The sequence below is a fragment of the Micromonospora purpureochromogenes genome (genome assembly GCF_900091515.1).
GTDB lineage: Bacteria > Actinomycetota > Actinomycetes > Mycobacteriales > Micromonosporaceae > Micromonospora > Micromonospora purpureochromogenes.
The window spans coordinates 3,110,867-3,126,366 of record NZ_LT607410.1 but is presented as its reverse complement, the minus strand read 5'-3'; the positions used below and the strand labels follow the sequence as shown (position 1 = coordinate 3,126,366).

Here is a 15,500-nt window from a genome sequence, read left to right as displayed (position 1 = left end):
GTTCGCGCTTCATCCGTTCGCGCTTCATCTGTCGGCGCGGCGGCTGGCGAGGATCGCCAGCACCTCGCGGCGTACCCCGTCGGTCTCGTGCACCAGGCGGCGGTGGGCGAAGCGCACCACGAGGATGCCGGCGGTGGCGAGCAGCACGTCCCGGCGCAGGTCGATCTCGCGTTGGCGCGGGTCAGCGTGGGTGCTCGCGCCGTCTAGTTCGAAGTCGACCCGTTCCCGCTCGGCCCAGACGTCCAGGTACATCGTCCGGCGACCGATGACGATCCGGGTCTGCCGGTGGAACGGCGGCATCCCGGGGCCGGTGAAGACGTGGTCGTGACCCCAGATCTCCAGCGGGCTCCGGCAGCCGGCATCGAGCTTTGCCAGCAGAGCCCGCAGCTCGGCGCGACCGGCGAGGCGCGGCACGCGGTCGAGGGCGGCGGCGATGCGCTGCGGTGTCGTGAGCCGGTCGTTGACGGCCTGGATCACCGGGGCGGGGCGGTCCACGGCGGGCAGCAGCGGCCACGCGTCGACCAGCGCCTGCTCCAATCGAACCACCGGCATTCCCGCCCGGCTCACCACCTGCGGCGGCCCCATCACGAACCCCTGGCGATGGTGCACCGCCAACTGTGATCGGGGGCGGACTCCGGAGCCGCGCGGCGCGTCGAGGTGCACCGGCTCGTCCGCGGGTTGGCGGCGCAGGCCCCACACGTCGAGGGCGGTGAGGCAGCTCAGGGCCGCCTGCCCGTCGGCATAGGCGAGGGCGGCACGCCTCCTCGGCTGCGGTTCGAGCCGCAGGAGGGGCGGAGCGTCGGGCGGGCAGCGAGCGCGGACTTCGTCGCCCCCCCCCCCGGCCTCGCCACGAGCCAGGTCTGCGTCGACGTAGACGCCGGGAAGCACGCGCAGGAGTCGACCGACGTGGCAGGCGTGCCACAGCACCCACTCGGGGACCACCTCGGTCACCACCCGCCGGGTCACCACTCCCTCGCCCCGCTCCAACAGAGCCAGCAACATCGGATGCACCCCGGCAGCTTGCGGCGCCCCCACCCCGCCCGCTCCCCCACCCCGCCTACCTGTGGACACCACACCCGCCTGTGGAGAACCCCCACCCCACCCGCTCATCTGCTACGGCGCACCCATGATCGGGTCGCAGAATCCGAGAGGTTCGTCGGCGTGTCGTCTCGGAAAGACGTACTGGATCACGGGAGCCCAGCGAGCTGGGCGCGGAGGTACGCGCGTTCGGGGGCGTTGGCGGTGTGGGCGATGGCGGACTCGTAGGCCGCGGCGGCCTCGTCCGATCGCCCGAGGCGGTGGAGGAGGTCGGCGCGGACGGCGTGGAAGACGTGGTACGTGTCGAGGTGCAGGTCGTCGACGAGGGCGAGCGCCACGGCGGGGCCGTGCACCTCGGCGACGGCCACCGCCCGGTTCAGCGCCACCACCGGGCCGGGGGCGAGCGCCTGGAGCTGGTCGTACAGCTGGAGGACCTGGCCCCAGTCGGTGGGGGCGTCGCTGTGCACGGCGTTGATCGCGGCCTGGAGCTGGTACGGGCCGGGGCGGTTGCGGCGTAGGCAGCGGCGGACCAGGGCCTGCCCCTCGGCGATCAGGGACTGGTCCCAGCGGGTGCGGTCCTGCTCGGCGAGCGGGACCAGCGCGCCCTCGGCGGTGACCCGGGCGGGGCGGCGGGCCTCGGTGAGCAGCATCAGCGCGAGCAGGCCCAGCGCCTCCGGCTCGTCGGGCATCAGATCGACCAGCAGCCGGCCCAGGCGCAGCGCCTCGGCGCAGAGTTCCGTGCGGACCAGCCGCTCCCCGGCGCTCGCCGTGTACCCCTCGTTGAAGATCAGGTAGACCACGGCGAGCACCGCCCGGAGCCGGTCGGGCAGGTCGGCGTCGCGCGGGACGCGGTACGGGATCCCGGCGTCGCGGATCTTGGCCTTGGCGCGGACCAGCCGCTGGGCCATGGTGGCCTCGGGGACCAGGAAGGCGCGGGCGATCTCGGCCGTGCTCAACCCGCCGAGCAGGCGCAGCGTGAGCGCCACCCGGGCGGCGGGACCGAGCGCCGGGTGGCAGCAGGTGAAGATCAGCCGGAGCCGGTCGTCGCGCACGGGTCCCTCCTCGGCCGGTGGCTCCTGGGCGTACAGCAGCGCGGCCTGGGCGTGCCGGTCCGCCCGCGAGGCCTCCCGCCGCAGCCGGTCGATGGCGCGGCGGCGGGCGGTGGTGATGATCCAGCCGGCCGGGCTGGGCGGCGGGCCGGTCTCCGGCCAGCGCCGTACCGCCTCGGTGAAGGCGTCCTGGACCGCCTCCTCGGCGAGGTCGATGTCGCCGAGGACGCGGACCAGCACGGCGACCGCCCGGCCGTACTCGGCGCGGAAGGCCGCCTCGACGTCGAGGGTCACCCCTCACCCTGGAAGGGGCGCACCTCGATCGGCAGCGTGGTGGCGAGGGCGTACCGGCGGCCCCAGTCGAGAGCGGCGTCGAGGTCGGCGGCGCGGATGATGGTGAACCCGCCCAGGTACTCCTTGCCCTCCACGAAGGGGCCGTCGGTGACCAGCACCTCGCCGTCCTTCGGGCGCAGCACGGTGGCGGTCTCCGGGGCGTGCAGCCCCTGCCCGAAGACCCACGAGCCGGTCGCCTCGAGCTCCTCGCGGATGGCGCCCAACTCCCGCATCACCCCGGCCAGGAACTCCGGGTCCGGCGTCCCGCCCTCGGGCTGGTACATGCTCAACAGGTACTGCTTCATGTCGTCCTCCTGGTGTGGATCGGCTTCCACTCTCCACACGAACGGCGGGCGGGCGGATCGACACTCCGGCGACGGATTTCCTCAGGCACGGTAGCCGGCGGTCAGGATCCGCTGCGCGGACATCGCGTACGCCCCGGGGTCGTCCGGGGTGGCGGCGCCGAGCCCGTCGACGTACCGGTTGTACATGCAAAGGCGGCGGCGATCAGGACCACGTCGTGGATCTCCCGATCGGTGGCACCGTGGGCGCGGGCGGCGTCGACCAGCTCGCCGGTGACGGCGCGCCCGTCCTCGCGGACGGTGTCGGCGAGGCGGAGCAGGGCGCGCAGCTTCTCCGGCACCGGGGCGGTGGACAGGTCGGCGAGGACCCGGTCGACGAGGTCGGGGCCGTCGTCGAGCTGGGCGCCGGCGGTGGCGGAGTGCGACGCGCGGCAGAAGTCGCACCCGTTGCGGCCCGAGACGTACGCGGCGATCAGCTCGCGTTCACCGCGGGTCAGGCTGCTCGGCCCGCGCAGCAGCACCTCGGCCAGGTCCATCAGCGGTCCGGCGGTCTCCGGCCGGTACCGCAGCAGGCCGACGATGCCGGGCTCGCGCCGTTCGTCCACGCCGAGGTCGATGTGCGCCATCCGGTCCCCCTTTCCGTTGGCCGCGCCCACCGGGCTCGGCAGCTGAACACTACATAGATAATCTTGACTTCTTCTATTGAAATTTATCTACGCTTCATGACCTAATACTGACAGTTCCTTTCGTCACTCCCGCCGCCCCCGCGGCGCCCCCCAGGGAGGAAAGATGAACCGTCTCCGCGCGGCCGCGGCCGCACTGCTGGCGACCGTCACGGTGGTCGCCGCCGTCGGCCTCGGCACCAGCCCCGCCAGCGCCGCCCCCGCCGGCCTGCCCGGCATGGACGTCTCCAGCCACCAGGGCAACGTGAACTGGTCGGCCGCCTGGAACAACGGCGCCCGATTCGCGTACGTCAAGGCCACCGAGGGCACCTACTACACCAACCCGTACTTCGCCCAGCAGTACAACGGCTCCTACAACGTCGGGATGATCCGGGGCTCGTACCACTTCGCCCGCCCGGACACCACCAGCGGCGCCACCCAGGCCAACTACTTCGTCGACCACGGCGGCGGCTGGTCCAAGGACGGCCGGACGCTGCCCGGCGCGCTCGACATCGAGTACAACCCGTACGGCGCGACCTGCTACGGCCTGAGCCAGAGCGCGATGCGCAGCTGGATCGCCTCGTTCGTCAACCAGTACTACGCGCGCACCGGCCGGTGGGCCACCATCTACACCACCACCGACTGGTGGACCACCTGCACCGGCAACACCTCGCAGTTCGCCGCCAACAATCCCCTGTGGATCGCCCGCTACGCCAGCACGGTGGGCACCCTGCCGGCGGGCTGGCCGACGTACTCCTTCTGGCAGTGGGCGTCCTCGGGCGTCTTCCCCGGCGACCAGAACGTCTGGAACGGCACCCTGGACCGACTCCGGGTGCTGGCCTGCAACGGACCCTGCTGACCCCACCGGCGGCGGGCCGCCCGGCCCGCCGCCGGCACCACCAACGAAGGAGGCCCCCATGTCCGTACCCGTGTCCCGCCGGGCCGCGCTGCGCGGCGCGGTCCTGCTCGGCGCCGCCGCCGGCGCTTCCGCCCTGACCCAGCTCGGCGGGGGCCGCGACGCGCGCGCCGTCGCCACCCGCATCGACCAGCCCGTGATCGCCAACTGCGCGACCTGGGGCGCCCGCCCCCCGTCGCAGCCGGTCAGCGTGGTGCAGAGCCGACCCAACAAGATCATCGTGCACCACACCGCGTTCCCGAACACCACCGACTACAGCCTGGCCAAGGCGTACGCGAACTCCCGCGACATCCAGAACCTGCACATGGACACCAACGGCTGGCTCGACTCGGGGCAGCACTTCACCAACAGTCGCGGCGGATACCTCACCGAGGGCCGGCACGGCAGCCTCTACGGGCTGCTGCACGGACAGACCATGGTGCAGGGCGCGCACTGCGTCGGGCAGAACAGCCAGGCGATCGGCATCGAGAACGACGGCATCTACCTCGACGTGCAGCCGCCGGCGGCGCTCTGGAACAGCCTGATCGTCTTCTGCGCCTTCACCTGCCAGCAGTACGGCATCGCGCCCAGCGAGATCTACGGGCACAAGGACTTCAACAACACCCAGTGCCCCGGCCTGCTGCACGGCCGGCTTCCCGAGCTGCGCGCCGCCGTCGCCGCGCGACTGGGGTGATTGCTTATATAAGCCTCGGCTGATAGAAAGCGTCCGTGCACGCCTTCGACGTCCTCGGCGACCCGGTGCGCCGCCGCATCCTGGAGCTGCTCGCCGAGGGCGAGCTCAGCGCCGGGGAGGTCTGCGCGGTGATCCAGCGGGAGTACGGCATCTCGCAGCCCGCGGTCTCGCAGCACCTCCGGGTGCTGCGGGACAACGGCTTCGCCACCGTCCGACCGCAGGGCGCCCGCCGTCTCTACGCCGTCGACCCGCGACCGCTGCGCGAGGTCGACGAGTGGCTGGCCGGCTTCCGCCGGTTCTGGGCCCCGGCCCTGGACGCCCTCGCCACCGAACTGGCGCGCGGCCGACGCGAACGGCGCCTGCACCCACCGCAGGACCCGACCGAGGAGAAACCCTGATGACCGACGTCACGCACCAGATCAGCGCCGTGCGGCGCACCGTGGGCAGCCGGAGCCTGGAAGCCGGCGAGGCCCGGGTGATGACGATCAGCCAGACGTACGACGCGCCCCTGGAGGACCTCTGGGACGCCTGCACCAACGCCGAACGCATCCCCCGCTGGTTCCTGCCGATCTCCGGCGAGCTGCGGCTGCACGGCCGCTACCAGTTCGAGGGCAACGCCGGCGGCACCATCCAACGCTGCGACCCGCCGAAGAGCTTCGCCGCCACCTGGGAGTACGGCGGCGAGGTCAGCTGGGTCGAGGTGCGGCTGACGCCGGAGGGCGACGGGCGTACCCGGTTCGAGCTGGAGCACGTCGCGCACGTCGACGACGAGCGCTGGACCGAGTTCGGCCCGGGCGCGGTCGGCGTCGGCTGGGACCTGGGTCTGCTCGGCCTCGCCTCGCACCTGGCCGCCGACGGCAGCGGGATCTCGCCCGAGCAGGCCGAAGCCTGGATGGGCTCCGAGGAGGGTCGACGGTTCGTCACCCTGAGCAGCGAGAGCTGGGGCGAGGCCAGCGTCGCCGCCGGCACCGACCCGGAGGCCGCGCGGGCCGCGACGGCCCGCACCACCGCCTTCTACACCGGCGCACCGGCCGCCTGACCACCAGACCTTTCCCGGGTACGCGGGCCAGGTCGGGAAGGGTGCCGGGCCGTGCGGGTACGCCCGGCCCGGCGCGCTCCCACGTCCCCGGCGCCCGCCGGACGAGCCGGTTTCGGCTGGCCGGGGGAAACCGGGAGGCGGACTGTCGGTGCCCGGGGCGACACTGTCGAGCATGCCGCCGCCCCGCAGTGCCGCCGACCTCGCCGCCCTCGTCCACAGCGGACAGCCGGTGAAATACCTCTGCTTCTGGGGGCACCGGCCCCGACGCGACGGCACTGTTGGCCAGGGCTGCCTGAGCCAGTGGTGGCCGGCGCCGTTCACGGTGGACGGCCGCCGCTTCACCACCGCCGAGCACTGGATGATGTGGCAGAAGGCGGCGCTCTTCGGCGACGAGGAGACCGGCGAGCGGATCCTCGCCGCCGGCCACCCGCACCGCGCCAAGGCGCTCGGGCGCCAGGTGCGCGGCTTCGACCAGGCGGTGTGGGAGGCCCGGCGGTACGACATCGTGGTCGCCGGCAGCGTCGCCAAGTTCGGCCAGCACGACGACCTGCGGGCGTACCTGCTGGGCACCGGGGAGCGGGTGCTGGTCGAGGCGAGCCCGGTGGACCGGGTGTGGGGCACCGGGCTGGCCGCCGACGACCCGCGCGCGGAGGACCCGGCCCGGTGGCGGGGGCTGAACCTGCTCGGCTTCGCGCTGATGCAGGCCCGGGAGACGCTCCGGGAGCAGGCCGGTCGGGAGGCGCAACGGTCGCCGGAGCGGCCACCGGGCCGGTAACGTGCGGCGACATGACCGGCTCTCCGTACGCGCACTGCTCCTTCTGCGGCGCCGCCTACCCGGCGGACGCCGGCTGGCCGCGGATCTGCGCGGCCTGCGGCGAGACGGTCTGGCGCAACCCACTGCCGGTCGCGGTGGCGCTGCTGCCGGTCCGCACCGACGCCGGCCTGGGCCTGGTGGTGGTCCGCCGGGACATCGAGCCGGCCCGCGGCCTGCTCGCGCTGCCGGGCGGCTTCATCGAGTACGGCGAGGAGTGGGCCGACGCGCTGGTCCGCGAGCTGCGCGAGGAGACCGGCCTGATCGGCGAGGCCGACCAGGCTCGGCTGTTCGCGGTGCACGGGGCACCGGCCGGCGGCACCATCATGATCTTCGGGGAGCTGCCCGAGCGGCCGGCCGACGGGTTGCCGCCGTCGGCGCCGACCGAGGAGGCGACCGAGTGGTTGGTCCTCACCGAGCCCGTCGAGCTGGCCTTCTCCACCCACACGCTGGCGATGGCCGACTTCTTCGCCCGGCAGGGCTGAGCACCCGCCGAGGCGACCGGGACACCGGCCGGACGGGCGGCCCGACGCCGAGTGGTGCCGCCGGCGGAGGATTCTTCTCGCCTACCGGCACGCGTCCTCGGCGCCGCCCGACCGGGTGATCCGGCGCGGAGGGTCGACCCTCCGCGCCGGATCACCGCTCAGCTCGCCGAGCAGGTGGGCGTGGCGGACGGTCCCACGCCGGTGCCCTGGAAGCCGAAGGTGGTGCTGGCGCCGGCGCCCAGCTGACCGTTTTGACTTCCTCCACCGCCATGAATGGCGGGGATTCCCTCCGCGCTGCGCGCGGAACGCGCAACGCCCAGGTGGGTTCCTGCTTCACCGCGATCAGCCGGAGCGTGCTCCGGTCTTACGTCCGCTCCACAGGCGTTTTCCGTCTCCGCATGCCCTGCGGCGACGTCTGGTGCGGCGGGCTCCAGCTTGGTTATCGCTGGAGCCCGCCCAGATTTTACCACGGTCAATGGCACGCTCGGGGCCTGGCGGCCCCTCCCCTGCGGGCCTTCACCCCCGCCCTCAAGGGCGGAGCCGCCGGGCGGCGGGGTCGACGGCGGGGGCGTGGTGGTCGGCGGCGTGGCGGTCGGCGGCGTGGTGGTCGGCGGCGTGGTGGTCGGCGGCGTGGTGGGGCCGCCGGAGTTGAGCGCGTCGAGCGTGGCGGTGTAGGCCGGCTTCTTGTTGCCGCTGCCGTCGAAGAGCAGCGGGTTGCCACTGGCCCGCCACGAGTCGGTGTCCCGGATGCCCCAGACGGTGATGCCGGTGCAGCGGCTCACCGCGAGGCAGGCCCGGACGACCCGGCCGTAGTTGTCGGCCTGGGCCGACCCGGACCCCTCGATGTCCAGCTCGGTGATCTGCACGTCCACGCCCAGGTTGGCGAAGCGCTGGAGGTTGGCCTGGTAATCGGCCGGCACCGGGGAGGCGCTGTTGAAGTGGGACTGGAAGCCGACGCAGTCGATCGGCACGCCCCGGGCCTTGAAGTCCTGCACCATCGCGTACACCGCGTTGCTCTTCGCGTTCTGCCCGTCGGTGTTGTAGTCGTTGTAGCAGAGCTTGGCGGTCGGGTCGGCCGCCCGGGCGGCGCGGAACGCCGCCTCGATCCAGTCGTTGCCGGTGCGCTGGAGGTTGGAGTCGCGCCGGGCGCCGGTGCCGCCGTCGGCGAACGCCTCGTTCACCACGTCCCAGGCGTAGATCTTGCCCCGGTAGTAGGTCGCCACCTGGGTGACGTGGTTGACCATCGCCGAGCGCAGGCCGGTGCCGCTGAGGTTCTGCGCCCAGCCGGGCTGCTGCGAGTGCCAGGCCAGCGCGTGCCCGCGTACGCGCATCCCGTTGGCTCGGGCGTGGTTGACGATGCGGTCGGCGTTGGCGTACGTGAACTGGCCCTGGGTGGGTTCGGTCGCGTCCCACTTCATCTCGTTCTCGGGCGTGACCATGGTGAACTCGCGGTTGAGGATCCCGACGTAGGTGGCGTCGGAGAGCTTGTTCGCGGCCACCGCCGCACCGAAGTAACGGCCGGTCTGGGCGGCGGACGCGCCCAGGGTGGTGGCGGCGCTGGCGCCGGGCGCCAGGGCGAGCGTCGTGCCGAGGGCGGCGACGCCCGCGGCGGCGGCCACGAGGGTCGCGCGGAGCCGGGCTCGGGTCGCCGGACGTCCGCGCGGGCGGGGACGTGGGTCATGGCAGATCAACCTTTCGACGGTGATGGGGGCGGGACGTCGCGCCTCGACCGTCGCCCGACGCGGTGACCGGCTCCGTCGCCCGACGTGACCGCCCGGAGGCCGCGCCGGGATCCGCCGTGCTGCGACTGTCACCGCAAGGGTCGAGGGGTCCCGTCCTGACGGTACCGAAAGCTTTCCGACACTTCAACGAAAATCAATGTCTTGCATGTCGGCTCATCGCACCCGGCGGGTCAGCGGAGGTGGCAACAAACCGGAGGCTTCGGGACGCCGAAACTTTCGGGGTGGACGGACCGACACCCGAGGGGAAGCAGCGCGAGGAGGCGGCCATCCCGGTCGGCCGGTCAGCCGGTCGACGAGCCCCCGGACTCCGTGCCGGCCGCTGCGAGGTAGCCGCTCGCCTGGAGTTGGAACAGCTCCCGGTAGAGCCCGTCGGCGGCCATCAGCTCCTCGTGGGTGCCCTGCTGCACCAGGCGGCCGTGGTCCAGCACGAAGATCCGGTCGGCGTGCCGGACGTTGGCCAGCCGGTGGGTGATCAGGACGACCGCCCGGTCGGGGCGGCGGCGCAGGTGCTTGAAGAGGGCGTGCTCGGCCCGCGCGTCGAGGGCGGCGGAGGGTTCGTCGCAGATCAGCAGCCGGGCGTCCCGGTAGAGGCCCCGGGCGGCGACCAGCCGCTGCCACTGGCCGCCGGAGAGGTCCTGGCCGTTCTTGAACTCCCGGTCGAGCAGCGTGTCGTAGCCGAACGGGAGATTGGCGATCATGTCGTGCGCGGCGGCGGCGCGGGCGGCGTCCTCCACGGTCGGGCCGGCCTGGTCGGCCCGGCGGTCGTGCCGGCCGATGCGAATGTTCTGCCCCGCGGTGAAGGGGAACCTCCAGTACTCCTGGGTCATCACCGCCACCTGGGCCGCGGTCTGCGCCGGGTCCAGCTCGGCGAGGTCGACACCGTCCCAGCGGATCGTCCCGCCGGTGGGGCGGTACAGCCCGGCGATCAGCTTGGCCAGGGTGGTCTTGCCGGAACCGTTCTCGCCGACCAGGGCGACCACCTCGCCCCGGCGGACGGTCAGGCTGACCTGGTCCACCGCCGAGGTGTCCGTGTCCGGGTAGCGAAGGCTGACCCGGTCGAGTGCGATGGTGTCGAACCCGGCCGCCGGGCGGCCCTCCCCCACCCCGAGCCGCCCCCGCGCCCGCTCGAGGAAGTCCCGGTAGTCCTGGTAGTAGAGGGCGTCCTCGTACAGGTTGTTGGTGGCGAAGACGGCGATGCCGAGGCTGGACCGGGCGGACTGCAGCGCCAGCAGGGCGGTCGCCGCGGCGGCCAGCGCGACCACGCCGGTGAGCAGCAGCCCGCCGAGCACGGCGTACACCCCGAAGGCGGCCACCCCGGCGGCGGACATGCCGAACGCCCGGGTGGCGCTCTGCGCCCGGACCAGGCGCAGCTCGGCCCGGGTCTCCACGGCCATCACGCGGCGGAACTCGGCCAGCAGGAAGTCGCGCATCTGGTAGGCCCGGACCTCGACGGCGGTGCGCCGGTTGGCCATCAGGTGCGCCAGCATCCACATCCGGCGGCGGCGGGTGATCCGGGCCAGCATGGCCAGGTACTGCCGGCGGGCCATCCGGACCGCGGTGACCGCCTCGGGCACCGCGGCGAGCAGCAGGCACGGCAGGAGCAGGGGCTGGATCACGGTCACCGCCGCGGCGGTGGCCAGCACGCCGACGACGCCGGTGATCAGGTTGACCGTGTGGTCGACGATGGACGCCGCCTCGGCCATCCCCCGGTCCCGGACCCGGTCCATCTCCTCGGCGAAGCCGGCGTCGTCGAAGGCGGCCAGCTCCACCGCCGTGGTGGCCTCGAAGAGCCGCAGCTCCACCGCGTAGTTGATCTGCGGCATCAGCCGGGCCTGGGCCCAGCCGGCGGTCACGGTGAGGACGCCCCGGGCCGTCACCGCCAGCGCGGCCAGCACCAGCGAGGGCAGCGCGGCGCGGACCCGGTCGGGTGTCGGGCCGCCGGCGAACAGCTCACGCAGCACGCCGGTGGTGGCGAGCAGCCCGAGGGTGGTCATCACCCCGGCCGCGAGGTTCAGGCCGATCGCCGCGAGGGTGTCCCGCCGGCTGGTGGCCCAGGCGAGCGTGACCGCCTCCCGGACCAGGTGGGGCAGCCGCCGGGCGACCGACCGGAAGCTGGTGTGCGCGAACTCGGTCGCCCGGTGCATCCAGTGGCCGTCCTCGAGCTCCGGCAGCTCCAGTTCGTCGGCGTCGTCGGACGGGCCGTCCTGTCGGGACGAGCGGCGTGGGCCGATCACCGTCGCCATGGGTCCTCCCGGGCCGAGGGACAGGGCAGGGGAAGAGCCTACTGTCGGCGACCGCACGGTGTCGTCCGCGTGACCGGCGTGTCGTACACGTGTCGCAACGGCGTGTCGCCGACCACGGTGCGGGACGGGTCTGCCGCGTCGCGTCGCGCCGACCCCGCCGGGGTGGCAGGCTGGAGCCGAGCCGGCGGCGGCGCGAGGAGCGCCACCGGCGTCCCGTCGTGAAGGAGAAGATCGCCCCGATGGCTGCGAGTGTGACCACCACCGACGAATGGCAGGCGCTGCGCAAGCACGCCGAGACGATGCGCGGCACCCACCTGCGGGAGCTGTTCGCCGCCGACCAGCGCCGGGGTGAGCGGCTCACCGGCGAGGTCGCCGACCTGCACGTCGACTACAGCAAGAACCTGGTCACCGACGAGACGCTGGAGCTGCTCACCGCGCTGGCCGAGCGGGCCCGGCTCAGCGACCGGATCTGCGCCATGTTCGCCGGGCGGCACATCAACTCCACCGAGGACCGGGCGGTGCTGCACACCGCGCTGCGGCTACCCCGCGACGCCACCCTGATCGCCGACGGCCAGGACGTGGTCGCCGACGTGCACCGGGTGCTGGACCGGATGGCGGCGTTCGCCGAGCGGGTCCGCTCCGGGCAGTGGCGGGGGCACACCGGCGAGCGGATCAGCACGGTGGTCAACATCGGCATCGGCGGGTCCGACCTCGGGCCGGTGATGGCGTACGAGGCGCTGAAGGCGTACCGGGACGGCGGGATCAGCTGTCGGTTCGTGTCCAACATCGACCCGACCGACATCCACGACAAGACCCACGACCTGGACCCGGCGACCACGCTGTTCGTGGTGGTGTCGAAGACGTTCTCCACCCAGGAGACCCTGGCCAACGCCAACCAGGCGAAGATGTGGCTGCTGTCCGGGCTGGACGCCGACGACGACGCGGCGATCGCGAAGCACTTCGTCGCGGTGAGCACCAACGAGCAGCGGGTCCGCGACTTCGGCATCGACCCGCAGAACATGTTCGGCTTCTGGGACTGGGTGGGCGGCCGGTACTCGCTGCCCTCGGCCGTCGGGCTGTCGGTGATGCTGGCGGTCGGGCCGGACCGGTTCCGCGAACTGCTGGCCGGCTACCACGCCGTGGACGAGCACTTCCGGACCACGCCGGTGCAGCGCAACATCCCGGCACTGCTGGGCCTGCTGAACGTCTGGTACACCAACTTCCTCGGCGCGCAGACCCACGCCGTGCTGCCGTACTCGCAGTACCTGCACCGGTTCCCGGCGTACCTGCAGCAGCTGACCATGGAGAGCAACGGCAAGTCGGTGACGCTGGACGGCACCGCGGTCGACCACGAGACCGGCGAGATCTTCTGGGGCGAGCCGGGCACCAACGGCCAGCACGCGTTCTACCAGCTGATCCACCAGGGCACGCTGCTGATCCCGGCGGACTTCATCGGGTTCAGCCAGCCCAACCACGACCTCGGCGACATGCACGACCTGTTCATGTCGAACTTCTTCGCGCAGACCGCCGCGCTGGCGTTCGGGCGGACGAAGGAGCAGGTCGAAGCGGAAGGCACCGCGGCCAAGGTGGTGCCGCACCGGGTGATGCCGGGCAACCACCCGACCACCTCGATCATCGCGCCGAAGCTGACCCCGGGCACTCTCGGCCAGCTGATCGCCCTCTACGAGCACATCGTCTTCACCGAGGGCGCGATCTGGGACATCAACCCGTTCGACCAGTGGGGCGTGGAGCTGGGCAAGGTGATGGCCAACCAGCTCGCGCCGAAGCTGACCGGCGGCGACCCGGACCTGTCCGACGTGGACTCCTCCACCGCCGCGCTGATTCGCCGCTACCGCCGGGAGCGCGGCCGGGACTGAACCCCACGGGACGGCGGCCGGGTCGACGACCCGGCCGCCGTCTTTTTTCGGGCACGCGACTGGTCCAACCAGTTGACGGGTTGATGTGCGCGGGGTCACACTGCTGCCGTGGCCTTCGTTCCCGTCCCCCGCAGCTCCGTCGCCGACCACGTCTTCGGCCAGCTCCGCGACGCCATCGTCAGCGGTCGCTACCGCCCCGACGACCCGCTGCCCGGCGAGCGCGAACTGGCCGCCGCGTTCGCGGTCAACCGGCACGCCGTCCGGGAGGCGCTGCGCCGGCTGCAACAGCTCGGCCTGCTCCGGGTCAGCCAGGGCGGCGCCACCCGGGTGCTCGACTGGCGGGTGCACGCCGGTCTCGACCTGGCGCTGTCCCTCGTGCAGTCCGGCGACCTGCTCCCCGTCGACACGCTGGTACGGGACATGCTGGAGATGCGCGCCTGCGTCGGCGTGGACGCCGCCCGGCTCTGCGCCGAGCGGGCCGATGCCGAACTGCGGGGCAGCGTCACCCGCGACGTCGAGGCGTACGCGGCGCTCGCCCCGGACCTGCACGCGATGGACAAGGCCAACATCCTGCTCTGGCGGCACATCATCGACGGCTCCGGCAACACGGCGTACCTGCTGTCCTTCAACAGCCTGGTCGCCGGGGCGGTGGCCGTCGGCGAGGTGCCGCCCGAGCGGCGCGCCGCCGAACTGCTGGACGTCACCGGCCACCGCCGGCTGGCCGAGGCGATCGCCGACGGGCGCGGCGACGACGCCGCCGCGCAGGCCCACGCCCTGCTCACCGCCCCGCTCACCACCCCCGCCACCCCACCAGGAAGGGAATGCCGAGCATGATCCCCGCCGTGCTCTACGCCGTACCCGCGTTCCTGCTGCTCGTCGTCGTGGAAGCGCTGTCGTACCGGTTCGCCCCCGACGACGACGAACGCGGCTACGAGCTGCGCGACACCACCACCAGCCTGACCATGGGCGTCGGGAGTGTGCTCATCGGCACTCCCTGGCGGCTGCTCACCGTCGGCCTCTACGTGGGGCTGTGGACCCTCGCCCCGGTGCAGCTCTCCCCCACCAGCATCTGGACCTGGGTGCTGGTCTTCTTCGCCGACGACCTGGCCTACTACTGGTTCCACCGCACGCATCACGAGGTGCGCCTGTTCTGGGCCAGCCACGTGGTGCACCACTCCAGCACGTACTACAACCTCTCCACGGCACTGCGGCAGAGCTGGACGACGCCGATGACCTCGCTGCCGTTCTGGCTGCCGCTCGCGCTGCTCGGCATCCCGCCGTGGATGATCTTCCTCCAGCAGTCGATCAACCTGCTGTACCAGTTCTTCCTGCACACCGAGCGGATCAACGTGCTGCCCCGGCCGATCGAGTGGGTCTTCAACACCCCGTCGCACCACCGGGTCCACCACGGCGCCAACAACGAGTACCTGGACCGCAACTACGGCGGCATCCTGATCGTCTGGGACCGGCTCTTCCGCAGCTTCGAGCCGGAACGCGCCGCCGTCCGCTACGGCCTGACCAAGAACATCAACACCTACAACCCGCTGCGGGTGGCCACCCACGAGTACGCGGCGATCTGGCGCGATGTTCGGGAAGACACCTCCTGGCGACATCGGCTCGGGCACCTCTTCGGCCGGCCCGGCTGGCAGCCCGCCCGATGAGGCGGCTCTGGCCCGGGCTGTACGCGGCGGTCGTCGCCGTCGAGCTGGCCGGCGTCGCGCTCGACGTACCCGCGCTGCAGTGGGCGGCGAAGCCGCTGCTCGCGCCGCTGCTGCTGGCCTGGCTGCTGCGCGTACGCCGGAAGTGGGACCTGGTGGCGGCCGGCCTGGTGTTCGCGACGGCGGGTGACGTGGCGCTGCTGCTGCCCGGCACCACCGCGTTCCTGGTCGGGATGGGGTGCTTCCTCGGCACCCAGCTCTGCCTCCTGACCGCCTTCCTGCGGCACCGGCGGGCGCCGCTGGCCGCGTTCGCCGGCTACCTGGCGGTCTGGGCGGGCGCGAACGCGCTGCTCTGGGGGCGGCTGGGCGACCTGCGGCTGCCGGTGCTCGGCTACAGCCTGGCGTTGAGCCTGATGGCCGCCGCCTCGGTGGGCGTGTCCCGCCGGGCGGCGGCCGGTGGGGCGCTCTTCCTCGTCTCCGACCTGCTGATCGGGCTCGGCGCGGCGGGGGTGGAGCCGACCGGGCGCCGGCTGGCGGTGATGGTCACCTACATCGTGGCGCTGGTCCTGCTCACCACCGCCTGGGCCCGCCGCGACGCCACCGAACGGCCGACCGTGGCGGACCGCCCCTCGCCCCCGGTGGGGGCGACGACCGAGGCGTGATCGACCCCGA

General features: G+C 72.8%; 16 protein-coding genes. 10 read left to right on the top strand and 6 right to left on the bottom strand.

Going from position 1 to position 15,500, the window contains the following annotated elements:
- Nucleotides 1-24: 24 nt before the first annotated feature.
- From GA0074696_RS14480 to GA0074696_RS14465, 4 genes are all read right to left on the bottom strand, one after another.
- On the bottom strand, nt 25-1,002 hold the full coding sequence (locus GA0074696_RS14480; protein ID WP_231925379.1) for a DUF559 domain-containing protein: 978 nt from the start codon (nt 1,000-1,002) through the stop codon (nt 25-27).
- A 185-nt stretch (nt 1,003-1,187) separates the two neighbouring features.
- Entirely contained in the window at nt 1,188-2,381 is a 1,194-nt protein-coding gene (locus GA0074696_RS14475; protein ID WP_088961593.1) for an RNA polymerase sigma factor, read from the bottom strand.
- Nucleotides 2,378-2,725, bottom strand: coding sequence for a YciI family protein (locus GA0074696_RS14470; protein WP_088961592.1), 348 nt, complete (start codon nt 2,723-2,725; stop codon nt 2,378-2,380). The genes GA0074696_RS14475 and GA0074696_RS14470 overlap by 4 nt, the downstream gene beginning before the upstream one ends.
- 101 nt (nt 2,726-2,826) lie before the next feature.
- Entirely contained in the window at nt 2,827-3,348 is a 522-nt protein-coding gene (locus tag GA0074696_RS14465) for a carboxymuconolactone decarboxylase family protein (protein ID WP_231925378.1), read from the bottom strand.
- Between the two features lie 163 nt (nt 3,349-3,511).
- Here GA0074696_RS14465 and GA0074696_RS14460 point away from each other — a divergent pair, with 163 nt between their 5' ends.
- The 6 genes from GA0074696_RS14460 (at nt 3,512) to GA0074696_RS14435 (ending at nt 7,308) form a co-directional block, all read left to right on the top strand.
- Nucleotides 3,512-4,243 carry a lysozyme gene (locus GA0074696_RS14460; protein WP_088961591.1) on the top strand — a complete coding sequence of 244 codons (732 nt, stop codon included), beginning with the start codon at nt 3,512-3,514 and terminating at the stop codon, nt 4,241-4,243.
- A 58-nt stretch (nt 4,244-4,301) separates the two neighbouring features.
- The gene (locus GA0074696_RS14455; RefSeq protein WP_088961590.1) at nt 4,302-4,973 is read left to right on the top strand and encodes a peptidoglycan recognition protein family protein; all 672 of its coding nucleotides are present in this window, start codon (nt 4,302-4,304) and stop codon (nt 4,971-4,973) included.
- Between the two features lie 35 nt (nt 4,974-5,008).
- Entirely contained in the window at nt 5,009-5,371 is a 363-nt protein-coding gene (locus tag GA0074696_RS14450) for an ArsR/SmtB family transcription factor (RefSeq protein ID WP_088961589.1), read from the top strand.
- A complete protein-coding gene (locus GA0074696_RS14445; RefSeq protein WP_088961588.1) occupies nt 5,371-6,012 on the top strand; it encodes an SRPBCC family protein in 642 nt (213 codons plus the stop codon). Before GA0074696_RS14450 ends, GA0074696_RS14445 begins: the two co-directional genes overlap by 1 nt.
- 172 nt (nt 6,013-6,184) lie before the next feature.
- Nucleotides 6,185-6,787, top strand: coding sequence for an NADAR family protein (locus GA0074696_RS14440; protein ID WP_088961587.1), 603 nt, complete (start codon nt 6,185-6,187; stop codon nt 6,785-6,787).
- Between the two features lie 11 nt (nt 6,788-6,798).
- Nucleotides 6,799-7,308 (top strand): NUDIX domain-containing protein, encoded by a 510-nt coding sequence (locus GA0074696_RS14435; RefSeq protein ID WP_088961586.1) that lies wholly within the window; start codon nt 6,799-6,801, stop codon nt 7,306-7,308.
- Between the two features lie 158 nt (nt 7,309-7,466).
- Here the strand turns inward: GA0074696_RS14435 and GA0074696_RS14430 are convergent, their stop codons facing one another.
- Both GA0074696_RS14430 and GA0074696_RS14425 read right to left on the bottom strand, forming a co-directional pair.
- Entirely contained in the window at nt 7,467-8,927 is a 1,461-nt protein-coding gene (locus GA0074696_RS14430; protein ID WP_231925377.1) for an endo-1,4-beta-xylanase, read from the bottom strand.
- Nucleotides 8,928-9,331: 404 nt separating this feature from the next.
- The gene (locus GA0074696_RS14425) at nt 9,332-11,293 is read right to left on the bottom strand and encodes an ABC transporter ATP-binding protein (RefSeq protein ID WP_088961585.1); all 1,962 of its coding nucleotides are present in this window, start codon (nt 11,291-11,293) and stop codon (nt 9,332-9,334) included.
- A 239-nt stretch (nt 11,294-11,532) separates the two neighbouring features.
- Between GA0074696_RS14425 and pgi the strand changes: the two genes are divergently transcribed.
- The 4 genes from pgi (at nt 11,533) to GA0074696_RS14405 (ending at nt 15,490) form a co-directional block, all read left to right on the top strand.
- On the top strand, nt 11,533-13,170 hold the full coding sequence (gene pgi, locus GA0074696_RS14420) for a glucose-6-phosphate isomerase (protein ID WP_088964561.1): 1,638 nt from the start codon (nt 11,533-11,535) through the stop codon (nt 13,168-13,170).
- Between the two features lie 108 nt (nt 13,171-13,278).
- A complete protein-coding gene (locus tag GA0074696_RS14415) occupies nt 13,279-14,004 on the top strand; it encodes a FadR/GntR family transcriptional regulator (RefSeq protein WP_088961584.1) in 726 nt (241 codons plus the stop codon).
- Nucleotides 14,001-14,831 (top strand): sterol desaturase family protein, encoded by an 831-nt coding sequence (locus GA0074696_RS14410; RefSeq protein ID WP_088964560.1) that lies wholly within the window; start codon nt 14,001-14,003, stop codon nt 14,829-14,831. The genes GA0074696_RS14415 and GA0074696_RS14410 overlap by 4 nt, the downstream gene beginning before the upstream one ends.
- Nucleotides 14,828-15,490 carry a lysoplasmalogenase gene (locus GA0074696_RS14405; protein WP_088961583.1) on the top strand — a complete coding sequence of 221 codons (663 nt, stop codon included), beginning with the start codon at nt 14,828-14,830 and terminating at the stop codon, nt 15,488-15,490. The genes GA0074696_RS14410 and GA0074696_RS14405 overlap by 4 nt, the downstream gene beginning before the upstream one ends.
- The last annotated feature ends 10 nt before the right edge of the window (nt 15,491-15,500 follow it).